The sequence below is a fragment of the Pseudomonas sp. S5D5 genome (assembly GCF_003013355.1).
GTDB lineage: Bacteria > Pseudomonadota > Gammaproteobacteria > Pseudomonadales > Pseudomonadaceae > Aquipseudomonas > Aquipseudomonas aylmerensis.
The window spans coordinates 2,644,612-2,667,875 of the sequence record NZ_PTEO01000001.1 but is presented as its reverse complement, the minus strand read 5'-3'; the positions used below and the strand labels follow the sequence as shown (position 1 = coordinate 2,667,875).

Genomic DNA, 23,264 nt, shown 5'->3' with positions numbered 1-23,264 from the left:
CGGCCTCAGCGGTTGGCGTCGGAGTGGGTCATGGCGGTGTAGAACAGCCAGGACACCAACAGGATGATCAGGAAATACACGAGGGAAAACGCAGCCGCCGGGCCAAGGTCGAATTGACCTACAGCCATCTGGGTCAGCGTCTGACTGAGGAAGGTAGTCGCGTTACCCGGTCCGCCACCCGTCAACACGAAAGGCTCGGTGTAGATCATGAAACTGTCCATGAAGCGCAGCATCACCGCGATCAGCAGCACACTCTTCATCTTCGGCAACTGGATATGTCGGAACACCGCCCAGGCCGAGGCCCGATCAATCCGCGCCGCCTGGTAGTACACATCCGGAATCGCGCGCAGGCCCGAGTAACACAGCAGCGCCACCAGTGAGGTCCAGTGCCACACGTCCATCACCAGCACGGTGACCCAGGCGTCCATGGTGTTGGCCGCGTAGTTGTAGCTGATGCCCATGGCGTTGAGGGTCGAGCCGAGCAGGCCGATATCGGCGCGGCCGAAAATCTGCCAGATGGTGCCGACCACGTTCCAGGGGATCAGCAGCGGAATGGCGAGGATGATCAACACCAGCGACGACCAGCGCCCCTTGGTCGGCATGGTCAGGGCGATGGCGATGCCCAGTGGGATTTCTATCAGCAGCACGCAGGCCGAGTAGATGAACTGGCGCAGCAATGAGTCATGCAGGCGCGGGTCGAGCAGCACCTGCTTGTACCAGTCGGCGCCGACGAAGTAGCGGCTGGACTGGTCGAAGATGTCCTGCACCGAGTAGTTGACCACGGTCATCATCGGGATCACCGCACTGAACGCCACCAGCAGGAACACCGGCAACACCAGCCACCAGGCCTTGTTGTTCTGCACCTTGTTCATGGCAGCACCTCCAGCAGGTAATCGTCGGCGTAGACCATCAGCCATTGCGCCGGGAAACTGATGGACGCCGTGCCTTCAGGCACCGGTTTGTCTTCGGCCAGACGCACTTTCAGGGGCGCACCGTCCAGCGTAAGGGTCATGATCTTGTAGGTGCCGAGGTCCTCGAGGTGTGTGACAGCGGCCTGCAAGGCGTCAGGGTTGTACTCGTCCCACACGTGGATAAATTCCGGGCGGATGCCCACCTGCAGTTTCTTGTAGTCCGTATCGGCAATACGCTGGGTCAGTGCCGCGGACAGGGGCAGATGAGTACCGGCAAAGCGCACCCCGCCGGATTCGGCCTGCACCTCGATCAGATTCATCCCAGGGCTGCCGATGAAATAGCCGACAAAAGTGTGGCTCGGCCGCTCGAACAGCTCACGCGGCGTGCCGAACTGCACAATCTGCCCGCCGTACATCACTGCGATCTTGTCGGCGAAGGTCGAGGCCTCCAACTGGTCGTGGGTGACGTAGACCATGGTGATGTTGAACTGCTCATGGATCTGTTTAAGCTTGCGCCGCAGCTTCCATTTGAGGTGCGGGTCGATCACCGTCAGCGGCTCATCGAACAGGATCGCCGACACATCGTCGCGCACCAGCCCACGGCCCATGGAGACTTTCTGTTTTTCATCGGCGGTGAGGTTGCGGGCTTTCTTGGTCAGCAGGTTTTGCAGGTCGAGCACCTCAGCAATTTCCTGCACCTTGCTGTGAATTTTCGCCTCGGCCATGCCCTGGTTTCGTAGAGGAAAGGCCAGGTTGTCGAACACCGTCATGGTGTCGTACACCACCGGGAACTGAAACACCTGGGCAATATTGCGCCGTTCAGGCGTCAGCTCGTTGACCACCTTGTGATCGAACAGCACCTGGCCCTCGGACGGGCTGAGCAGCCCGGAGATGATATTGAGCAGGGTCGACTTGCCGCAGCCCGAGGGCCCGAGCAAGGCGTAGGCACCGCCCTGCTCCCATACGTGGTTCATTTCCCGGATCGCGTAGTCTTCAGGCCCTGTCGGTGTAGGGCTGTAGCTGTGCGCCAGGTTCTGCAAATGGATCTCGGCCATCAGGCAACCCTCGCGACACGGCGTCCGGGAGCCTGGACCAGACGGCCCTGGGCATCGAACACAAACAGTTTATGGGTGGGGATATACACGCGGATCGGCGCGTCGACGTCGTACTCGTGCACGCCCGGCAAGTGCAGCACCAGTAGGAAATGCTCGCTGCGCACATGCAGGAAGGTTTCCGAGCCGCTGATTTCGGCGACTTCCACGGTCACTGCCAGCTCCAGGTCATCGTCGTTGCTCGGCACCAGGCTGATATGGCTGGGGCGCACGCCGAAGCGGAATTCGCCTTCGCCAATCGGGCGCAGGTCGACGTTCAGCGGGAAGTGCACAAAATTGGCGAAACTCACCTCGTTGCCGCTGATGCGCCCCGGCATCAGGTTGATCGGCGGTTCGGAAAACAGCTCGGCGGCCAGCACGGTCTGCGGCTGGTGGTAGACCTCGGCGGCCTTGCCACTCTGGATCACCCGGCCTTCGTGAAGAATCGTGGTGGTGCCGCCCAGGGCCAGGGCCTCGTTGGGCTCGGTGGTGGCGTAGATGGCGATGGTATGCCGCGCCTTGAACAGCTCGCGCATTTCCTGACGCAGCTCTTCACGTAGCTTGTAGTCCAGGTTGACCAGCGGCTCATCGAACAGGATCAGCTCGGCATCCTTGACCAGCGCACGGGCCATGGCCGTGCGTTGCTGCTGCCCCCCGGACAGCTCCAGCGGGTGGCGCTGGAGGAATTTCTCGATGCGCAGCATCCTCGCGGTTTCCAGCACCTTGCTCTGGATCAGCTCGTTGGAAACACCGGCCTGGCGCAACGGCGAGGCAATGTTTTCGAACACCGTCATGGTCGGGTAGTTGATGAATTGCTGGTAGACCATCGACACGTTGCGCAAGCGCACCGGCTTTTGCGTGACGTCCACGCCGTTCATCAGGATGCGGCCGCTGTCGGGCTTGTCCAGGCCGGCCATCAGGCGCATCAGGCTGGTCTTGCCGGAGAGTGTGCGGCCGAGCAATACGTTGAAGGAGCCGGCTTCGAAACGCAGGCTGGCGTCGTCGATCCAGGTTTGGCCTTCGACAACGCGGGAGACATTTTCCAGGGTCAATGACATGACACGACCTTTTTATTATTGGAATGAATCTGGCCAGTTGTCAGAGCGAGTTTCGTGCCAAAACGGCAAGGGCTTGATGTGTAAGGAAATGGGAAAACCCGATGTTCGTGTTTGAACACTCCAGGTGAACAACTGAACAGTCACGGGGTTGACAATGAACAGTTCTGAACAACACTCTCACCACCAACACAGGACATTTTGACCCGGTTTCAATGGTTGGATTGTGCAACACCCCATAACAATAAAAATGCAGGTCACCCCATGGCCGAACCACTGGCTCACGACACCCTTATCCAGGAATCCTGGCGCCGCTGCCGCGCGTTTGGGCTGGACCATCAGAGCACGCCCAGCTTCGATCAGCTGCCTGCCGAGGGCATCAGCCAATTGCTCGAAAGCCAGCATTCCCTGGTGCAGACCACCCATCAGGAGGTGCTGCCCTACTACGAAAACATCCTCAGCAACTCCAACTGCCTGATCATGCTGGCCGACAACCAGGGCCAGGTGCTGACCAGTTGGGGCACCCAGCGTTTTATCGAACCCAAGCTGGCCCGGGGGTTCAGCGCCGGCGCCAGTTGGATGGAGCGCTCCAGCGGCACCAATGCCATCGGCACTGCGCTGGCCTGTGCGCAGGCGGTGCATATCGAACATGACGAACACTTTCTCAAGGCCAACCGCTTCATGACCGGCTCGGCGGCGCCGATCTTCGACGCGCAGCGCGAGATCATCGCGGTACTGGATGTGTCCAGCGACAGCTACCTGCCGCCCTCCCACACCCTGGGCATGGTCAAGATGATGAGCCAGACCGTGGAAAACCGGCTGATCCTCAACCTGTTTCGCGGCGAGCATTTTCAACTGACCTTCAACACCGGCCTGAGCAACCTCGACAGCCAATGGGCCGGCCTGTTGATCTTCGATGAAAGCGGCCAGGTGCTGTCGGCCAACCGTCGCGCCGACAACCTGCTGGGCATCAATCTGTCACGGGTGATGATCGACAGTTTGTTCAAGGTCTCGCTGCTGGAGTTGCTCAATCAGCCCGAGGGCCTGCCGTTTTCGCTGCAGGCGGCTGGACGCAACCGTTTCCAGTGCCTGTTGAAACGGCCCAAGCAAATGCCGGTGCAGGCGCGGGTGTTCAGCCAACCCACGCCGCCAAAGCCGGCGGCCATTGGCCTGAACACCCTGCACTTTGGCGATGCGCGCGTGGAAAAGGCCGTGCGCCAGGCCGAACGCTTGCTGGAGAAGGACATTCCGCTGCTGATCCACGGCGAAACCGGCGTGGGCAAGGAAGTTTTCGTCAAGGCCCTGCACCAGGCGAGTTCCCGCAGTCAGCAGGCATTTATCGCAGTGAACTGTGCGGCGATTCCTGCCGAGTTGGTGGAATCGGAACTGTTCGGCTACGAAAAAGGCGCGTTTACCGGCGCCAATCAAAAAGGCAGCATTGGCCTGATCCGCAAGGCCGACAAGGGCACGCTGTTTCTGGATGAAATCGGCGACATGCCGCTGCCGACCCAGGCACGCCTGCTGCGGGTGTTGCAGGAGCGCTGCGTGCAGCCGGTGGGCAGCAGTGAGCTGTTCCCGGTGGATCTGCGCATCATCTCGGCCACCAACCGAGCGCTGCGCGAGCAGGTGCAGGCCGGGCGTTTTCGCGAGGATTTGTACTACCGCATCGGTGGCCTGACCCTCGAGCTACCGCCGCTGCGCGAACGCAGCGACAAGCGCGCGCTGTTCCAACAGCTGTGGCAGCAACATCGCGAGCCGACCCAATGGGCCGGCCTCAGTGCCGAGGTGCTGGCCCTGTTCGAGCAGCACCCCTGGCCGGGCAATTTGCGCCAGGTGAGCAGTGTGTTGCAGGTGGCGTTGGCGATGGCTGAGGAGCAGCCGATTCGCCCGGAGCACCTGCCAGATGATTTCTTTGTCGACCTGAATGTCGCCGCGCCGCCGCCCACCAGCGAGTACCTGGATGACAGCATCGACCTGGCCCAGCGCCTGAAAGCGGCCGGCGGGAATATTTCCCACCTGGCGCGGGAGCTGGGGGTGAGCCGCAACACCTTGTACAAGCGCCTGCGCCAGCACGAAGGCTAGCGCGGCTTGACCACCACCAGCAGGTCGGTGAAGTACTCCACCTGAATCGGCAGGTTGTCGGCCAGGGCCGAGAGCGCCGCAGCGGTGTCGTCCAGCTTGAATACGCCGGACACGCGCAGGTTCTGCAGGGCCTGCGGGTCGTAGCGCACCAGGCCGTGACGGTAACTGGCCAGGGTTTGCAGCACCTCGCTCAGCGGCTGGTCGTTGACTTTGAGCAGGCCACGGGTCCAGGCGTCCGCGTCGGTGTTGCCGACGGCTTGTGGCGGTTGGGCGCGGCCATGGTCGAGGACCGAGCGCTGGCCGGCGGTGACGCTGACCCCTTCATTGGTCTGGCCTTTGACCGCGACGGTGGACTCGATCACGGTCACCACGGTGGTGCCGTCCGGCGCACGCTTGACCAGGTAACGCGTGCCCAGGGCGGTCGCGGTGCCTTGGTCAGTGCGCACCACGAAGGGCCGTTGCGCGTCCTTGGCGACATCGACCCACAGTTCGCCTTGCAACAACTCGATGACGCGCTGGTGGCCGTCGAATTTCACGTCGACTGCCGAATTGCTGTTGAGCTGCAGCTGGCTGCCGTCTTCAAGGGCGATCTGGCGACGCTCGCCGACGCCGGTGCGCTGGTCGGCCATCCATACCGGCAGGTGTTCCAGGCCCAGCCAGCCGCACAGTAAGACGCCAAGCAGCCCCACCACCTGAGTAGCCCGCGGACGCCGCGGGGCGAAGGCCCGGTTGAGTGCCACGCGTGCCGGTTGCGCAGGCACAGCATCGAGGCTGCCCCACAGGACGCGCATGCGTTCGATAGCCACCGCATGGCGTGGATCGGCCTGGCACCAGGTGTTGAATGCCTGGCGCTCGGCGTCGCTGACGTCTTCGTCGTGCAGGCGTGTCAGCCAATTCGCCGCTTGTTGAATGATCTGTTCGGAGTTCATGCCAGCGGATCTGCCGCATGCAGGCTGTGGTAGCAGTGCACCAGGGCGCTGGAGATGTAGTTTTTGACGGTGCTGGAGGACACCTCCAGGCGCGTGGCGATTTCGCTGTAGGTCAGGCCGTCGAGGCGGCTCAACAGAAAGGCTTCTCGCGCCTTGGCCGGCAGGCCGGCGAGCATTTCGGCGATGCGCTCCAGCGCTTGCAGCGCCACATGGATGGCGGCCGGGTCGGGCATGCCGGCGTCTTCGCATTGGATTACCAGGGCTTCCATGTAGGCTTTTTCGATGCGCCGACGCCGTGCGCCGTCGATCAATAACCGCCCTGCCGTGGTGGCCAGGAACGCCCGTGGTTCCTTGATATTCTGCGGTTCGGCAAGCATCAACACGCGGATAAACGCGTCGTGGGCCAGGTCGGCAGCATACTGGGAGCAGCCGAGTTTTTTGCGCAGCCAACCGTGCAACCAGCCGTGGTGCTCGCTGTACATCGCCGTAAGGGTCTGCTGACGCTCTGAATCGCCCAGCGCGGCCGGAATGTCATGCATGCGCAAAAAGATCTCAAATGGGAAGAGTTACCAATTGCGCAAACAATGCCAGTAAATCGGTGTAGGAGCAAGAGCGCCTGCCCGATGCGCCAGGGAAAGTTTCGCCCCCTTGTGGTGAGCGGGCTTGCCCCGCGCTGGGCGGCGAAGCAGCCCCTGTCACTGCTGGCGATGAGTGTCAGGTTTATTGCGTTGAGTCTTAATGGGGCGGCTTCGCCACCCAACGCGGGGCAAGCCCGCTCGCCACAACAAGCCTGCCAGCAACAACAAGCCAAGCCCGTCATCACAATAAGCCTATTTACCATAGGCGGCGGTCGCTGCAGGTTGAGGCTACGTTCACGGTCCGCCGGTGACACGGCTCCGTGCCGAGATCAAGTGGGCCAGGCCCCGCCCCTTGTGGTGAGCGGGCTTGCCCCGCGTTGGGCTGCGAAGCAGCCCCTGTCACTGCTGGCGATGAGTGTCAGGTTTATTGCGTTGAGTCTTAATGGGGCGGCTTCGCCACCCAACGCGGGGCAAGCCCGCTCGCCACAAAAAGCCTGGCAGCAACAACAAGCCTGGCAGCAACAACAAGCCAAGCCCTTCATCACAATGAGCCTATTCACCACAGGCGGCGGTCGCTGCAGGTGGATACTACGTTCACGCTCCGTCTGTGCCACGGCGCGCTGCAGAGATTAAATGGGCCATGCCCAGCCCCTTGTGGTGAGCGGGCTTGCCCCGCGCTGGGCTGCGAAGCAGCCCCTGTCACTGCTGGCGATGAGTGTCAGGTTTATTGCGTTGAGTCTTAATGGGGCGGCTTCGCCACCCAACGCGGGGCAAGCCCGCTCGCCACAACAAGCCTGGCAGCAGCAACAAGCCTGCCAGCAACAACAAGCCAAGCCCGTCATCACAATAAGCCTATTTACCATAGGCGGCGGTCGCTGCAGGTTGAGGCTACGTTCACGGTCCGCCGGTGACACGGCTTCGTGCCGAGATCAAGTGGGCCAGGCCCCGCCCCCTTGTGGTGAGCGGGCTTGCCCCGCGTTGGGCTGCGAAGCAGCCCCTGTCACTGCTGGCGATGAGTGTCAGGTTTATTGCGTTGGGTCTTAATGGGGCGGCTTCGCCACCCAACGCGGGGCAAGCCCGCTCGCCACAACAAGCCTGGTAGCCACAACAAGCCAAGCTCATCATCACAACAAGCTCGGTCATCACAACGAGCCCGCCCCCCCACAACAAGCCTGGCAGCCACAACAAGCGCATTCATCACGACAAGCTCACCACGGCGGGGCGGTCGCGGCGGGTTAACGCCAGCTCCACGAGACGCCGGTGTATATGCCGCGACCGTCTGCCGGGGTCGAGCGGGCCGTGTCCAGGCCTTTGTCGTCGTAGCCGGGGGTGACGGTGTTGGCGTAGCGCCGGTTGGTGAGGTTGCGCAGGTCGACCCACGCTTGCCAGTCCTGCTTGGGCGCTTCGTAGCCGAAGGTCGCCCCCAAGGTCGTGTAGGACGCGGCGTAGTAGGAGTTGGCGTAGTCCACCGCCACACGCGAGGAATACTCGGTGTTGAGGCTGGTGTAGAAACCGGTCGGGTGGCTGTAGCGCAGTTGGGCCTGGTAGTAGTGCTTGGGAATGCCCGGCAAGCTGTTGTCGCCGAAACGGTCGTCGTCGCGGTAGTGGAAGTCACTGAAGGTGTAGGCCTGGCGCAGGGCCACCTGGCCGCTGCGGCCGCCTTCCCATAACGGGCTGAGCAGGCTCAGTTCCACGCCCTGGTGCACGGTGGGGCTGGCGTTGGATTCGGCAATGATGGCATTGCTGGAAGAGGTCTGGGCCTGGGTTTCCACACTGAGCAGCTCGTGGCGCACTTCTGAACGGTACAGCGCGAGGTCCCACTGGCCGATCCACGCTTCGCCTCGGCCGCCGACCTCCAGGGTGGTCGCGGTCTGGTTTTTCAGGCTGACGCCTTCACGCTGCAGGCCAGTAGCCGGGCCGCTGCCTGGGCCGAAGTATTTGTTGGAACCCCAGATCATCGACCAGGCGTGCGGCGGCTCGACCGAACGGCTCAGGTTGCCGTACACCTGCAATTGCGGGGTGAAGTCATAACGCAGGCCGATGCGCGGGGCGTAGTCCCAGTCATGCTGGCTCAGCGGCGCCTGGCCTTCGGGGTAGGTCACCTGGGTTTCGCGGCGGGTGTAGATCGCCGCAAGGCCGGTGGTCAGCCACAGGTCCGGGACCAGCTCCAGGTCGTTGCCGATATGCAGCACGGTGTCGGAGCCCAGGTAGCTGTAGTCGCGGGTCTTGGTTCCGGGTGCGTAGGTGGCCGTATTGCCGGCGGGCGTGCGTACATATTCCGACGCGCCGTTGTTGGGCATCGCCTGGGTGGTGCGCAGGCCGACTGTGGTGGTGCTGTCGTGGCCGAACAGCGTGTCCTGGCGAATGTAATTGAGGGTGCTGCTGATGTCGGTGTAGGCAACCTTCAGGCGGTTGGTGCCTTCACGCAGGTCCATCGGATAGTCGTGGTAGGCCAGTCCGACTTCGACGCGGGAGCTGTCGTCCAAGTGCAGGGTGGTCTTGTTGGCGATCCAGGTCGAGCCCGGTTGCAGGCGCTTGGAGTCGCGGGCGGCGTTAAGGCTGTTGGCCGCACGCGGGTCGTGGCTGATCTGCGCACGGGTAAGTTTGCCGGGGGTGTCGTTGGTGGTTTCGCGGTAGCGGAAATAGAAACGGGTTTCCAGGTCCGGGTTGAAGCGGTAGCCGAAGTTGGCCGCCACGCCCTTGCCCGAGGCAGCGCTCTGGCGTTGGTAGCCGTCGGACTCGGAGTCGGTGAGGCTGATGTAGTAGTCGGCATCCCCCAGCACTTGCCCGGAGCTGATCTCGCGTTGGGCGTAGCCACGGCTGCCGGCCTCATAGCGCAGCTGCAGCTTGGGCGCATCGTAGCCGGTGCGGGTCACATAATTGACCGCGCCGCCCAAGGCCAATGCGCCCTGGTCAAAGCCATTGGCACCGCGCAGCACCTCGACGCGGCTTTGCCACAAGGGGTCCTTGAGCTCATAGGGGGTCCCGCCGGGGCCGGTCAGCGGCAAGCCATCGAACATTTCATACAGCCCCGAGGCATGCGAACCCGGGCTGCGATTGAGGCCGGAACCGCGAATCGACAGCTTCACCCCTTCATTATTCGCCGCCTTGGCGTACACCCCAGCCTGGTACTTGAACACATCTTCGTTGGTGCTCACCCGCCCCTGCTGCACGCTGTTCATGTCGATGAAATTGGTGCCGCCGGGCACGCTCTTGAGTTGTGCCTGGGCGACTTCACCAGCACTCGCCTCGCTGCTGGTGACTTCGACCGGGGCCAGTTGCAGGTCTTCGGCCTGCACCAGCGAACTGAAGGTCAGGGCGGCAAAAAAGAGCGGAGGTTGGCGCAGCAGCATCGAGGCAGGTCCTTGGAATTCGGGGGCGTGGCAGGCTGGGCCTGGCACGCGAACAGTGTTGGGAAGGCAGGCGCGCCCGCCAGGTCACGCCTTATTAACGGACCAGACGCTTCCCACAACAGTGTCGGACCCAATTTATGGGTTAAGTCCAAAATCGAATTACCACATGCAAACTCAGTATTTAAAGAAATAACCGGCAGGCATTACTGTGGAGCCACTGAACCAACCACGCCGCACGAGACTGCCCCCATGCAAACATCCGCCACCGTCATCGACTTCACGCTCCATCGCAAACGCCGCCAGGCGCGTGCCGCGGCTGAGCTGATGTGGGCGATGTACGCGGCGCGTGCCGGGCTGGCGGTGTTTACCGCACAGGCGACACCGTCCAGCGATACTCGCCGGGCGTAAGGCCGATGAATTTCCTGCACGTGCTCCCCGAACCACCCGAACCCCTGCCCAAACCCACTGTTGACGACGACGTGATCAGCTTGTGCGTCGCGCATAACCTGCAACGCCTGCGCAGCAAACGCCATCTGTCACTGGATGGCTTGGCGCGTGTCTGCGGTGTCAGCCGGGCGATGCTGGCGCAGATTGAATCCGGGCGCAGCGTGCCGTCGATCAAGGTGCTGTGCAAGATCGCCAAGGGCTTGAAGGTGTCGGTCGCGGCGTTCCTGGAGGACCGCGCGTTCGAAGGCGTCGAGGTGCTGCCGGCACACCAGAGCAAACGCCTGGTGAGTGCCGACGGCGCGTTTACCAGCCGCGCGTTGTTTCCCTACGATACGGCGCGTCAGTCGGAGTTCTACGAGATTCGCCTGCGTGCGCTTGGCGAGGAAGTCTCCGAAGGCCACGGCCCCGGCATCCAGGAGAACCTGGTCGTGGCGCAAGGTGTGCTGGAGGTCAGTGTCAACGATGAGCGCTACCTGCTTTCCACCGGCGACTCGATCCTGTTCTATGCCGACCAGCCCCACCGCTACCGCAACCCGGCGGACAGCGAAGCCGTGGCGTTCCTGGTGATCACCTACCCCGAACGCCTGGATTAATCCCGGCAAAAAAAAACGCCCCGAATCATCGGGGCGTTTTTTATTGCGCTACCTGTCAGCAGGTGCAGCACATCATCGGCATGCCGTTGCAGCTCATCATCATCGGCATCGCGCAGTCGTTCATCATTTTGTTCATGAGCATGCAGCAGTTTTTCATCATGTCCATGCTCATGCCCGGCATCGGCATCATTTTGCACATCATGCCGTCAGCCTGCAGGGTGCACTCCATCACGCACTTCATCATCGGCATCATCATGCCCATCGACATCATCGGCATGTTCATCGGCATATTCATGCCCGACATCATCGCCATGGTTTCGGCGGACATGCACATCATCGACATGTTGGCGCACTGCATCATCATCGGCATGCCGCAGTTCATCATCATCGCCATCATTTCGGCGTTGGTCTTGAACTGAGCCATGTCCATGCCCGCCGCCGGCTTCATGGTGCACATCATGGCGTCAGCGGCCATTTCGCATTTCATGGTGGCCATCATCATCGGCATGCCCATCATCGGCATCATTGGCATGGAAGTGTTCATCGGCATCTGCATTGCATTCATCATGTTCGAAACTCCGTAATCGACAGGAAATGAGTAAGTTCTGGGGCCGATTCTAGAGACGCCAGGCAGCGGCGCAAGACGGCGACAGAGCAGCAGGATCGGATGTTCGGAGGGAAGCTTAGTCGATCAAGACAGCTGTGCCGGCTGTGATGGTGGGCATTTCGTTGTTATCGCGTCGTGGATGTCCGTGACACGCGCCAATTCGACGTCATGGATATTCGATCCAGGCATGTCGTCCAATCTTATGGAAATAAACGGTCTAACGACGGCGTTCAATCGCTAGGCTGCGCCAGTAAGTCCAGCAATTCTTGCGCTTCTGATCCCGGCGCAAACCTGAACCCGTACATTTCTTCGGCGCCGAGGATTTCAACCAGGGCACCCAGCAGCTGCGCTTCGGTTGGCGAACCTTGCAGCAGTGCGTGCGCGGGCAGTAACAGCTCCGCTGGAACACCCTGGACACTCGCGGCATCGATCACGGCAAAGAGCATAAAGCGCAGGCGTATTTCGCGGTCTGTCGGCCAAACCGTTTTTCGCTTACCCAAGGGAGGGCCTCATTTTTTCGGAAAAGTCCGAGGCTATTGCGCACTGAGGGGTGATTCAAGCGGCGGGATGCAAGATAGGCCGTTTCCTACAGAGAAAAGAGACATAGCCCAGCAAACCACCTTGATGGGTTCAGGCTCTGCTGCGCTGCAATTCCAGCGTAGTGCCGATAAGCCGCGTAAAGATGCTCAGGATTTCGAGCATTTGGGTGTTTTCAAACTGCCTGGGCAACACGTCCAACGCGCACAAGGTGCCAAAAAAAGTGCCATCGGAGAACACGATGGGTAACGAGATATAGCTCTCGAAGCCATGCTCCTTGGGCAACGGGTGCTCCCAGAATACCGGGTCGCGACTGGCATGCTCGATGACGATCGACTTGCGATTGGCGCGTAACTGGTTACACAACGTGGCCTCCACGAGCAACTCGTCGCCGGCCTCCAGCCCGAACTGCAACTCGTCATGCACCGCACACGCCACCCAGTGCGTGTCCGTCATCTTGGAAATGGCTGAAAAGCGCATTCCGGTCAAACGCGAAGTCAGTCGCAAGATATTTGAAGTGGTTTCGATCTCTGTGATCGCGTCCAGCTCTTCAATGGTTAGATGTTTGATAACACGCTCCTCACATGACAGGTCTTACCCCTGCATCGGCCATTGGCGATGAGGCTTAAATCCACGCCGACGAAATGCATCACTGCACCGGCAGGAAATTCATCAGCAACAGGCTCTGCGCGTAATTGAGCCCAATGCGCCGGTAGCGTTCATCCAGCATCTGGGTCAACAGGTCGAGGCGCGCGACGATCTTGCCGAACTCCACGGCGAAGCTGAGGTTGCTGCCCTCCTCCGAAATTTCGTTGGAAAACAGCAACAGCACGCCATTCGCATCCTGGCGCTTGCCGAGCAGCCAGGTGGCCTTCTCGATATTGCGCGCGGCGTTGCTGACGAACTGCGGGTTGATCGAGTCGGTGATGTAGAACTCGGTGCGGCCACCGTGGGCCGTCACAATCATGCTGCCGATGGCATAGATAAAGGCGCCGACCCGGTCGCCTTTGAACTCCGGACTCAGCGAATAACTCAACGCGGCCAAATCGCGGCGGTCGCCAAGGGCCGGCAGTGAGCGACGCTGCTCAATGGCCTGGCGTATTTCCCGCGCGGCGCTCACCGCATCCGGGTAACCCGACTGGCGCCACTGGTTGGGGTTGCGCAGGTAGAGCTTGTTCATCAGCAAATACAGGCTCTGCAAGTTGTCGCGCATGCCCAGGGTGGCCATGCGATCGACACTCGTCTGGAAAAACTCATCGGGTTTACCATTGCTGAACTGCTTGGCGATATCTTGCCCTTGCTGCTGCGTACACCCGCCAACACAGAGCATTAACACTGCCGCCAGCCACAGTGGCTGGCGCCTCCATCGAATCTTGAATAACAGTAACGTGCGATCCATCGGCACCCGATCTGGTTCTCATGCCCCGCGCGGGGGATCGGCGGGGCTGCGACAAAGATAGATAGGAGAAATGCAAAAAAGTGCAATAGGGGCAGGCAGATAGTTGTAAACCGTACGCCTGGGGATCAAACGTGAAGAATTCGGCGCAGGCACTATACTCAGAGGAACAGTTGCGAGTGACTTTGGCGAGCCAAGGAAGATTGATAACACCCATCTCTCTCTTAACAGCAACTGTACTGGAGGGTCGCGGCGATGAAACACCCCATTAGAGCTCAAATCTTTGTTCAGGTAATTTGCTTGCTTTCGGTGGCTCAGCTTTTCTGCTGAGCAGTGCGTCACTGCCTTTTAACTCTGCTGCTGGTGCGGCATGGAGGGCTGTTGCCGTTTACCTGGAATCGCGCCCATTACGCCCGCCAGGCAAACTGGCGCGTAGTGCGGTCCAAAGGATGTTAAGAACATGCAGGCCAACCGCAGGCCCCGTTGAAAATTGCCCGGTGGCGCTGGACTCAAACCAGCCCCGGGCAAGCGCAGACACCACTTCAGCGTCGCGGAGCTCGGGAGCCTTGGTTTAGATAAATTGCCGGGGTTCCTCGGATGAAGCCGAAACCCTTTTCAGGCATCAAACTTCGAATGACTCCGTCACTGCGAGGAGAACTTCTCCGATTTGATAGGGCAATCACAGGAGCCTTCTTTAGATAGTGGCGTAATGACACTCCTGCAGCCATGCATCGTGTACAACGTGAAAGGATTCACACTTATGGAACTTCAACATTGAAGGCCAATAACCGACCCAATAGTATTTTTCCCGCCCGGGCGCACCTCTTATACGGATATTGTTCTGCGCCAGCTCGGGACTTCTGCGTTGCGCAGGCAATAAAACATTGAGGTTTGCCATGCGTCTTTCCAAACTCGCACCCGCCGCCGCCCTGTTCAGCCTGTTCACCCTGCCCGCCCACGCCGCCGACCTGAGTGCCCTCACGGGTGCGCTGTCGTCTGCCCTCGGTGGTGCCAACAACAGCACCGTCAACGCCAATAACAGCAACAGTGCCTCCTGCCAGCAACAGGTTCGCGACCTGCAGGCAAACATCAATGCCGCCAATGCCAAGGGCGACACCTTGCGCGCAACCGCTTACCAGGCGGCGCTCACGCAAACCAACAAAAGCTGCAGCAACTCTGCCTACAACACCCAGGCGCAGGTCGACACCAACCCGCAACGCCAGCAGAACGTCAACAAGGCGGCGGATGCTATCAACGCCATTGGCGGATTGTTCAAGTAGCCCGTAACACGCAGTGAAAAAGGCCCGCGAATGCGGGCTTTTTCATGTGTATCCGTCCACCCCAGGCACTGTTGGAAGCGATAGATCATGCGTACCGTAGTGCGATTTGAAAACTTGGCCTGCCGGCGGCCAGCGTTCTGGGGCTGCGTAGATGCCTTGGCCAAACGGATGTAATCGGCGCATCCGCCCCCCCCTAGGCATCAACATGCCACTAGCACATCTGTTCTATGTTACTGCCCCCATCATGATGCTAGCTTCTTGACGCCTTAGATAGCCACTTCGCAAGTTCAAGGAGTTGAACAACCGATGTCTTTTTATTCTGGAAACAATCAACGTCGTCTCCTATTGGTTGCGCTCCTATCAGTGTTTACTTGCGCATGGGCCAATGACTCAAGTCCCACCGGAGATTGGTGGATCATCTACGGGGATGGCGCGCCCGGCAAGAATGTGACCTATGTCGCAGATCGAACTTCGGTGACGCCCTCTAAAAAAACCAAGGGAGCCCAGTTAGTCGCCGTTACTTTAGTTTATGAAGAACTGGGCAAGCCCATGATTGATGTCTACAACATGGAGGTCCAGTGCCCAACGCATAAGTTTCGATTTATCAATGGTCAATCTGTCTCGCGCATGGGTAGCCTAAGGCACTTGAAAGTATCGGAAAAATGGCAGGACGTGAAAGACCCCTGGGTCCAGCGCAGTGCTGAGTTCGTCTGCTCGCCGAAGAGCAAAGATATGATTGCGATGGGCAAGATGGAATATATGCAGATGATTAATATTACCCAGCAGATGTTCTTTAAGCTGGCGCCCATCCGCGAGAAAAGTCAGATGATGGAGGACCTGGACTCCATACTTGGCAATAAATAGCAAATCGATCCACACGCTGAGGGCTATGTTGCGAGCGCGTCAACTTGAACGGGCATCGCGATGGATAAGTATTCGCTCGCCCCCAAGACATGCATCAGATCTAGTTTTTTACTTTTAGCGAGACAGAGGGCGTCGGGATGGAAAAGTTGGCTAAAGCAGTGTTGCTGGGGATGGTCATTTCATCAGTACTGCTTTTGAATGGTTGTAGCACCATTGCCCAGTCCCGCTGGGAAGGGCGAGACCTCCAAGAAGCACTGGATTTATTTGGCAAGCCCGATTCAATGAAAAAGCAAACAGGCCCGAACGGCGAGGCGCTCGCGGTCCTGACTTGGTATAAGTCCTCAAGTTGGACCAATACTGAAGCAGCAGGAACCTCGATGAACCACACGGGCAATGGCATGGTGTACACGGAACATTATCAAACGGTCGGACACAGCTCTTCTTGCAAACTTGAGGCGACGGTCAACAAAGCCAAAAAAATCGTACTTTTTAGAATCGAGGATGGGCGCATCCTCCATGGCAAGTGCACGAACGTCCCTTATGTACCTGGGTATATCCCCCCAGGCTTTTAAAAACTGAGCCATCCAATGATAGATGGCTCACCGCGAGCTTCTGAACGCCTCACCCATTTTATAAAGTGTGAGTCTGTCGATCTGAATGAAGCCTTACAAGCTTCCGTGGAGAAGATAACTGCAACTGCGTTTGGGGTTTCGCCACCCACAGGTCCTGAGTATCCAAGCCAAAATTCCACCCCATCCTCCTTAAAACGAGGATACCGGCCTATTGAGGCACTCTCTAGCGTCGGGCACACTTAAGCGGACTCGTCGGTAAAAAAGGAATTTACAGTGCCGTTTTCATTGGATGAAAGAACCGCTCTGCTCGCACTCAAAGGTATAGGGCCAACGGTAATGACTCGACTTGAGCAAATGGGTATCGAATCGCTCGCCGAACTTCGAAAATCAGATGTGGGTAACATCCTGGCTCGAGCATCCGCGGCATTAGGCTCGACTTGCTGGAAGAACAGCCCTCAAGCCAGAGCAGCCATCACCGCCGCAGTGGAGCTTGAGAAGAGCTCTACAGATTAAATCCCGGCCCGGTGCAGACATGCTGGGGGAGACCCTGAAACCGACCCGCTGATATCGAGTTGCGGAAACTGCCTGAGACGATGCGCAAACGATCGGGGCTTTAACTAAAAGAGCCGCCAACCGCCAGAAACGCAAAAGCCCCGCATTGCGGGGCTTTCGTTTGAATCTTGGCGGGAAACCAGGGATTCGAACCCTGGAGACGCTATTAACGTCCGCCGGTTTTCAAGACCGCTATGCAAACTCACGCGGGCCGACGTCCTGAAGACCGTCCGCGTTCCATTACTTATGCCTACCGATCAGGCTACAGGCCGCGTTCTGCAGGGGGTTCGTTTTGAGTTTGGGAACTGTTTTCGCCCTCCCCGGCGTCCTGCCGAATGACCGCAGACCACAGAAATGCCAAAGATTTACGAAATACGTCGTGATAGCTTTCGGCCCAGTTGTGTAACAACGCTTCATCAAAATTAAAGTACGAGCCTTTACGTTAAATCTGAAATTTATCGGCACGTCAGCAGATGTGGATTTCTCTCAGATGCGCGATGTTTAATCCGGTTTTGAGTACCTGTCGCGTTCGAAAACGTTTTTACACAGTCTAGGCCATAAGCGGACGCTCCGAATCTACCGCTAACGGCCACCTATCGACATGCACCGGATGTGCTGAGATGATCAGCGAATGAAGAATTGTCGGCGCACTATGCCTGACTAATACTGCTCGTCTGCCGGGGATAAGGATATGTCTGAGGTAAAACTGGAGCATTTTCTGCGTGCAGCAGCTGATATCGGAGCGCACGGCGACAACGACACGCTGCCTTTCGATGTCGACACGAATTTCGTTTCAGCTAAGCAAACTGAGCTAGCAGAGGTCGCTTTTGGTTTTTCCGAGGAGTTGCGTAGAGATGGTGCACCCAACAGCAAGAAAAAAATTGCATCATTAAATGTATTTAGCGAACGACTGTTGGTCGCTACAGGTGCATCAGGATTTAGGGTGACTACAAAGCTTCATCCGTTTTGGAGTATTTACTTCAACGGACTAGGCGTAGCTATCGCCGATCAGTTAGAGCCGAGACGTGATCAGCGAACCTTTTCCTACAGGCTCCAGGCGGAGGCAGGTTCTGAGCTATTCGACCGGAGCTCATCCTGGAGAGCGTTCAGAGAGGCTACGTCGAAAGAGGCTGCACTCGCACGCAATGGTGCAATAGTCGTCCAAACTGACATCTCGAGCTTTTACGAACACATCTCACATCATTACCTAGAAAATCTCATCGATGACTTGTTTCCGGATGGCAGGATAGGCAACCAAATCACTGCACTTTTATCAAGGTTTTCCGCTGGACGGTCTTTTGGACTGCCTGTTGGCGGACAGTGCTCGCGGATTTTGGCGGAACTGTTTTTGAACTCTATCGACCATCAAATGACACGTGACGGCTTAAGTTGGTATCGTTATGTCGATGACTATGTGCTTATTGCGCATTCAAATTCTGCCGCTTACGCAGGACTCGCGTTCCTATCGCACGCTCTCGCGGACTATGGGATAACGCTAAATAAGTCGAAAACTATAATGATGACAGCCAAGCATTATGAGGAATATGTTACTGCGCAACTTGGAGGCGACGATACCAACGCTGGAATCTTGAGACATATCGACCTACATTATGATCCTTACTCTGATAACCCAGAAGGCGATTATGAGTCGCTAAAAATGACAGTCGAAAATCTAGATGTTCAGAAATTGCTCGGCAACGAATTGCAAAAGTCGCTCCCGGATAATTTTCTGATAACTCAAATAGGTAGAACCCTGAAGTTCCATAGTCCAATCGTAGCGCTACAACTCGCGTCGACGCTACTGGAATCGAATAACTTACATGCTTTTCGCGCCTCCTGGTCGACCATCATGCGAGGTATAGCGAGTCTCAGAGCGAACGTGGAATATGAGGAAATCTTCCCTGATCTGGATGCAGTGATAGATAAAGTGTCTGTACACTCTACTCATTTATTACAGGCTGAAGCCAGCTTGCTGCACTACCTGCGGGTGCTGAAGTTTGCGCAGACGCCAGCCAGAGCTAGGTTTGTACAAAGTATTTATAAAAATAGCTCGTCACACACGGTTAAAAGGGCGTGCATAGACTGTTGGCGCCTTTGGAAAGATCGGTCTGGTTTTAGCTCTGTTTCGAGTCGTTGGAGCGAAATCAACGGTGAATGTCAGCGGTTGACATGGCTCGCTGCCAAGTCATTTGGCGACCAAGGAGACGGCCTACGGCGTCAAATTGGACCAAGCTTGGAGCAATCATGGATGCTAGGAATAGAGCGAAAAGATCGTCCGACCTTCGCCGGTATATATCGGAGCTGGTGTGATGACAATTAGAGCTGGCCGTGATCCCAGAACGATCGCTCGAAATATCCCTGGTATCCTAAACGCTATTTTCCCAGGACTAACACCTAGCATTGTATCCTTTTATAACAAAATGGCTATCGATTGCGCTGTGATCGCCGTGCCAGCAGATGCGGTTCAGGCAAGTAAACTGCAAAAATCCCTCTTATTTGAGCTCGCCTTCGCGCTAGGTGAGCAACTCGTTCTTGGCAAGAATCCGACGTGGGGAGAATGCGTAACCATCGCAACAGATAGGCAAAGTAGATTCTTCGACGCAATTAGTCCATCGGAAATTTCGGCGAATGATCAACGTATCGCTCGGCGTGTAGCAGGCAATTTAGTAACGATGGTCAAAAAAGTAGCTATTGATCATAAATCGGCTTATGGCGTCGCACCGGTAATACCCGGATTTCGCTGGATCGCGTCGGGGAATGGCGATTTTTTTGCCGGGTCAACGTTAATTGAGGTGAAATGCATTGCCACTAATTTCTCCGCTGCCGATTATAGACAAGTGGCAATGTACTGGCTCTTGAGCTATTCGGCCGCGATAGAAACTGGCAATGAGGAATGGAAGTCGTGCGTCTTAATGAATCCTAGATCAGGCAAGCTCGTGAGTATCAACTTTGATGAGTTCATTCAGCTTACCGGGGGTGGTCGAGGCAAGGCTGAGATTCTTCAAATTTTTGCTGCAACCCTCACGAATATCCAGAGTTTTTAGTTGTACAGGCCTCACTTTGAATCGCACTTGGTTTTGTAGATGTCGGATGACCGTAGTTGGCCGTTAGTGGGTGCTCAGGCTCAGTCTTGAGCATAATCCCACGCCCAATCGAGGAGAGACATACCGATAACGGCGTCTGAAATTTACCAACGATACGTTTGGATTGAGGAAGCAGTCCAAAAAGTTGCGTGAGCGATGACCAAATCACAGAAGAAAAAGCCAGTAGACGCTAATCTAAGGGGTTTTCAAGAGTGGAGGCAGAGGTCGGAATCGAACCGGGTAGACGGATTTGTAATGCACGAACATCCCTTTATTTATCAGAAAGTTAAGTCAACGCCAACTCCGCGTCGTTTGTCGATTTGGGTAATTAGTAGGAAACGATCGAGCGGCAGTACTGCTGCTATGCTCTAATTTTTAAAGGAGAGGTGCGTATGATCAGGGAATACTCGCTCGCTGATCTGCTAGAGAGAATGTACGAAAATCAGCTCGCATTAGAAGCTGCTCTGATGGAGCTGACTCTTCAAAACGAAGCACTTGGATTGAGTGAGGTTGGGGTCAATGTCCGTGGGGCACTATTCGTCATTGGCGAAAATGCGGGGTTTATCAAGCAGGGTCTGGCGAGACTAAGAACCAATGGTCCCTGACTGCCTGCGTCCAATTGTTTGAGGCTAATTACATGAGGCATGCCTTAGCGCCCCACAAGATTATTCTGGCCCTTAGACGATCGTCCGGCCCCCTATCCCCATAGAATGCAGGGCGTTGCGCTTGGGTGCAGTCGATGGCAGTGCCTAGTCTGGAGGCTGAATAAAAAGTCTTTGACCTCTCGGGCTTAGCCACTTACAGGCCTCATAAAGCATTGCCATGGGCTTATCATTGGCGAAAAAGGATCGAAGAAACGCCTCGCAGCAAGCAAAAATACCTCCGCATGCTAGACGTAGAAGATGCTAATACGCCATCATCCCACCTCAGCCAGTCATCTGTACCGACACATACAAGGAGTTTAATGTGCAAAACACGCTGATAAAAACCTTCACGATAAAAAATTTATTTAAAGAAAGAGATGTAAGCATAAGGTTTGATTCCAATATCAGAATCCTCGTTGCGGAAAATGGATATGGAAAAACCACGATCCTTAATACGTTATACTACGTTGTAACCGGCAGTATAGTAAAACTCAAAAAGGTAGATTTTTCCTCTATATCTATAAGCTTCACCGACGGATCAAAATTCAATATCAATAAAGCCGATTTAGATATCGTTGACAACGCAAAGAAAAATCCGTTTTACGAGCACCTAAAGACGCTACTACCCAAAGACGAACTCGATAATTTAATAACCACATTTCTTGACGAGTCCGCCTCTAAATTTAAAGCAAGCAAGATATTCAAAAGCTCAGCAATCAAATCAAATTTTGACGAAAAACAACTGCTAAATTATCTTGAGCGCTTTTTTACCAAAGACTCCTCAACAATCTTCACACACAAAGTAAGAAAGGTATTCGCAGACATAAAAGAAAAAATGCCAACTGACATTCTTTACCTGCCAACATATCGACGCGTTGAAATTGATTTAGGACTTAACACTGATTCCAATGAGGAGACCCATGACCAAATTAATTTTGGGATGAAAGACGTGGAGAACCTCATAAAAGCCAGAACACAAGAAATCTTGAAGTCTTCGGTAGAATGGTTTTCAAAAGTTAATGGTCAAATGTTGAGTCAGCTTGCAGAGGGGTTCAGTTTAGACGACGAGCTAAAAGAAAGCATAAAAAAACCAGATGCAGTCAAAATCGTTCTTGATCGCATCGGCAACAACATTGACAAAAGCACAAAGCAAAAAATTCTATTCCTTATCGCTTCTGATCAAATATTCAACAATCACGACCCTTTGATATATTTCATATCAAACCTTGTCAAAGTTTATGAGCAGCAGAGAGATAACGATCGCGCAATTCAAAACTTCACCGAGGTATGCAATCGGTATCTTGGCGATAAGATGATCAAATACAATGAAGGCATTGTATCAGTTCAAGTCGTACGTAGAAAAAATGAGACCCCGGTGGAGCTTGAATCGCTTTCCTCAGGAGAAAAGCAAATAATTTCAATATTTGCCAAACTTTACTTACAGAAACATAACGAATACGCAATATTTTTTGATGAGCCTGAACTTTCATTATCGCTCGAATGGCAACGAACTCTATTACCAGACATCATGAACTCAGGAATGTGTAAATTCTTATTCTCAACAACTCACTCACCTTTCATATTCGAAAATGAATTTGAAAATTTTACGGTTGATCTTGCCGAATACATTAAGGAACTGTAATGACTAGAGTACAGAAACTTAAAGCAGCCGGCAGCACCAACTCTGTAAAGTTTTTAGAAATGACACGAATTCATTCAAAATCGCCCGATACAATAATATGTATTTTCGAAGGTGAGGATGAAAAATACTACGGTTGTCGTTTGAGCACCAGTTTTGGAGATGAGCATTGGAAGGGCATCAATACCGGCGGCAGAGACCATGTTCTCGATCTAAGAGATAAAATTCTCAATCATTCCGTTTACAAAAAATGTAAGTTTCTCTGCTTTATCGACAGGGATTACGAGGATTGGTTTATCAATCCAGATCCTGATCGAATTTATGTGACTCCGTGTTACTCGGTAGAGAACTTGTATGCAAATGAAACATGCCTAAATAGAATTCTTTCGGCAGAATTTAATGTTACCGATTGCAATGATCTAGCGTCGGAGCACTCTCTATGCATCAAATTATTTAACGAAAGAATGAGTGAGGCGGCCAATCATGCCCTAGCATTTAACGCATGGGCAATGAGCAGATCAATCATGGTTAGAGACAATAAGCCTCCAATACGCATTTTCCTCAACGATGTGCAGTCCTGTGATCTAGTTGACCTGTCCCTCAAAACCTGCACATTGAAATACGACCCCAACAACGTCAACTCCTTATTCAAAAAACTAGATAACTCTATGCTGGATCAGAACTCTCTGTCTGAAGCATTACAATTCCTATCCAATAGCGACCCAATTAAAAAGTATCGGGGCAAGCAACAACTTCAGATATTCAAGAGTTTTTTGAAAGCGCTCAAGGCTGATTACAGCGCTGCGGGGAATATTATTTTCAATAAGAAAAATAAACTGAAAATAGAGATTGAAAATGAAAAGCTCGATATATTATCCACACTATCACAGTACGCCCAGACGCCGGATTGCTTACGCACTTTCTTACATAAAAAAATAAATGTCATTGCAGCATAACTAGTATTAGTTGACAACTAACGGCTTTCCGTTACTTGGAAAGCCTTTCAAGTGCACCAAGCTTAGGGCACAAGTAATTTTCATTCAAAAACTCA

General features: G+C 55.5%; 22 protein-coding genes. 12 read left to right on the top strand and 10 right to left on the bottom strand.

The window, feature by feature from the left end; genetic code table 11:
• Positions 1 to 5: 5 nt before the first annotated feature.
• Genes C9990_RS12540 through C9990_RS12530 form a run of 3 tightly spaced genes read right to left on the bottom strand, consistent with a single transcriptional unit; the run spans position 6 to position 3,060 of the window.
• Positions 6 to 872, bottom strand: coding sequence for a carbohydrate ABC transporter permease (locus C9990_RS12540; protein WP_005789024.1), 867 nt, complete (start codon positions 870 to 872; stop codon positions 6 to 8).
• Positions 869 to 1,966, bottom strand: coding sequence for an ABC transporter ATP-binding protein (locus C9990_RS12535; RefSeq protein WP_106803466.1), 1,098 nt, complete (start codon positions 1,964 to 1,966; stop codon positions 869 to 871). Before C9990_RS12535 ends, C9990_RS12540 begins: the two co-directional genes overlap by 4 nt.
• Positions 1,966 to 3,060 carry an ABC transporter ATP-binding protein gene (locus tag C9990_RS12530; protein ID WP_065907391.1) on the bottom strand — a complete coding sequence of 365 codons (1,095 nt, stop codon included), beginning with the start codon at positions 3,058 to 3,060 and terminating at the stop codon, positions 1,966 to 1,968. The genes C9990_RS12535 and C9990_RS12530 overlap by 1 nt, the downstream gene beginning before the upstream one ends.
• 261 nt (positions 3,061 to 3,321) lie before the next feature.
• Here C9990_RS12530 and C9990_RS12525 point away from each other — a divergent pair, with 261 nt between their 5' ends.
• Positions 3,322 to 5,139: a sigma-54-dependent Fis family transcriptional regulator gene (locus C9990_RS12525; RefSeq protein WP_106803465.1), complete on the top strand. Its 1,818-nt coding sequence runs from the start codon at positions 3,322 to 3,324 to the stop codon at positions 5,137 to 5,139.
• Here C9990_RS12525 and C9990_RS12520 read toward each other — a convergent pair.
• The 3 genes from C9990_RS12520 to C9990_RS12510 all read right to left on the bottom strand — a co-directional run bounded on the left by C9990_RS12520 (position 5,136) and on the right by C9990_RS12510 (position 9,999).
• Entirely contained in the window at positions 5,136 to 6,068 is a 933-nt protein-coding gene (locus tag C9990_RS12520) for a FecR family protein (protein ID WP_106803464.1), read from the bottom strand. The two genes, C9990_RS12525 and C9990_RS12520, sit on opposite strands and share 4 nt — an antisense overlap.
• On the bottom strand, positions 6,065 to 6,607 hold the full coding sequence (locus C9990_RS12515; protein WP_065907399.1) for a sigma-70 family RNA polymerase sigma factor: 543 nt from the start codon (positions 6,605 to 6,607) through the stop codon (positions 6,065 to 6,067). Before C9990_RS12515 ends, C9990_RS12520 begins: the two co-directional genes overlap by 4 nt.
• 1,274 nt (positions 6,608 to 7,881) lie before the next feature.
• Entirely contained in the window at positions 7,882 to 9,999 is a 2,118-nt protein-coding gene (locus tag C9990_RS12510; RefSeq protein ID WP_106803463.1) for a TonB-dependent receptor domain-containing protein, read from the bottom strand.
• A 249-nt stretch (positions 10,000 to 10,248) separates the two neighbouring features.
• Here C9990_RS12510 and C9990_RS32455 point away from each other — a divergent pair, with 249 nt between their 5' ends.
• Both C9990_RS32455 and C9990_RS12505 read left to right on the top strand, forming a co-directional pair.
• Positions 10,249 to 10,407, top strand: coding sequence for a hypothetical protein (locus C9990_RS32455; protein WP_168167070.1), 159 nt, complete (start codon positions 10,249 to 10,251; stop codon positions 10,405 to 10,407).
• A 5-nt stretch (positions 10,408 to 10,412) separates the two neighbouring features.
• A complete protein-coding gene (locus tag C9990_RS12505; protein ID WP_106803462.1) occupies positions 10,413 to 11,039 on the top strand; it encodes a helix-turn-helix domain-containing protein in 627 nt (208 codons plus the stop codon).
• A 55-nt stretch (positions 11,040 to 11,094) separates the two neighbouring features.
• Here C9990_RS12505 and C9990_RS32740 read toward each other — a convergent pair whose 3' ends face one another.
• From C9990_RS32740 to C9990_RS12485, 4 genes are all read right to left on the bottom strand, one after another.
• Complete coding sequence (locus C9990_RS32740) at positions 11,095 to 11,607, bottom strand: hypothetical protein (protein ID WP_083221464.1); 513 nt, start codon at positions 11,605 to 11,607, stop codon at positions 11,095 to 11,097.
• Between the two features lie 269 nt (positions 11,608 to 11,876).
• A complete protein-coding gene (locus C9990_RS12495; protein WP_106803461.1) occupies positions 11,877 to 12,146 on the bottom strand; it encodes a hypothetical protein in 270 nt (89 codons plus the stop codon).
• Between the two features lie 130 nt (positions 12,147 to 12,276).
• Positions 12,277 to 12,753, bottom strand: coding sequence for a GAF domain-containing protein (locus tag C9990_RS12490; RefSeq protein ID WP_065907414.1), 477 nt, complete (start codon positions 12,751 to 12,753; stop codon positions 12,277 to 12,279).
• Between the two features lie 79 nt (positions 12,754 to 12,832).
• A complete protein-coding gene (locus C9990_RS12485; RefSeq protein WP_065907416.1) occupies positions 12,833 to 13,582 on the bottom strand; it encodes a hypothetical protein in 750 nt (249 codons plus the stop codon).
• Positions 13,583 to 14,475: 893 nt separating this feature from the next.
• Here C9990_RS12485 and C9990_RS12480 point away from each other — a divergent pair.
• The 9 genes from C9990_RS12480 to C9990_RS12440 all read left to right on the top strand — a co-directional run bounded on the left by C9990_RS12480 (position 14,476) and on the right by C9990_RS12440 (position 23,169).
• Positions 14,476 to 14,859, top strand: coding sequence for a DUF1090 family protein (locus tag C9990_RS12480; protein WP_106803459.1), 384 nt, complete (start codon positions 14,476 to 14,478; stop codon positions 14,857 to 14,859).
• Positions 14,860 to 15,165: 306 nt separating this feature from the next.
• Positions 15,166 to 15,723, top strand: coding sequence for a hypothetical protein (locus C9990_RS12475; RefSeq protein ID WP_106803458.1), 558 nt, complete (start codon positions 15,166 to 15,168; stop codon positions 15,721 to 15,723).
• 137 nt (positions 15,724 to 15,860) lie between these two features.
• Positions 15,861 to 16,295: a hypothetical protein gene (locus C9990_RS12470; protein WP_065907425.1), complete on the top strand. Its 435-nt coding sequence runs from the start codon at positions 15,861 to 15,863 to the stop codon at positions 16,293 to 16,295.
• A gap of 273 nt (positions 16,296 to 16,568) precedes the next feature.
• Positions 16,569 to 16,808, top strand: a complete 240-nt coding sequence (locus tag C9990_RS32735; RefSeq protein WP_106803457.1) for a Pathogenicity locus — start codon at positions 16,569 to 16,571, stop codon at positions 16,806 to 16,808.
• Positions 16,809 to 17,538: 730 nt separating this feature from the next.
• Positions 17,539 to 19,167 carry an RNA-directed DNA polymerase gene (locus tag C9990_RS12460; RefSeq protein ID WP_106803456.1) on the top strand — a complete coding sequence of 543 codons (1,629 nt, stop codon included), beginning with the start codon at positions 17,539 to 17,541 and terminating at the stop codon, positions 19,165 to 19,167.
• Entirely contained in the window at positions 19,157 to 19,891 is a 735-nt protein-coding gene (locus tag C9990_RS12455; RefSeq protein ID WP_157955067.1) for a hypothetical protein, read from the top strand. The genes C9990_RS12460 and C9990_RS12455 overlap by 11 nt, the downstream gene beginning before the upstream one ends.
• A 431-nt stretch (positions 19,892 to 20,322) precedes the next feature.
• Positions 20,323 to 20,535 carry a hypothetical protein gene (locus C9990_RS12450; protein WP_106803454.1) on the top strand — a complete coding sequence of 71 codons (213 nt, stop codon included), beginning with the start codon at positions 20,323 to 20,325 and terminating at the stop codon, positions 20,533 to 20,535.
• A 361-nt stretch (positions 20,536 to 20,896) separates the two neighbouring features.
• Positions 20,897 to 22,216, top strand: coding sequence for an AAA family ATPase (locus tag C9990_RS12445; RefSeq protein ID WP_218277273.1), 1,320 nt, complete (start codon positions 20,897 to 20,899; stop codon positions 22,214 to 22,216).
• Positions 22,216 to 23,169 carry a DUF4435 domain-containing protein gene (locus C9990_RS12440; protein WP_106803453.1) on the top strand — a complete coding sequence of 318 codons (954 nt, stop codon included), beginning with the start codon at positions 22,216 to 22,218 and terminating at the stop codon, positions 23,167 to 23,169. Before C9990_RS12445 ends, C9990_RS12440 begins: the two co-directional genes overlap by 1 nt.
• Positions 23,170 to 23,264 lie beyond the last annotated feature (95 nt).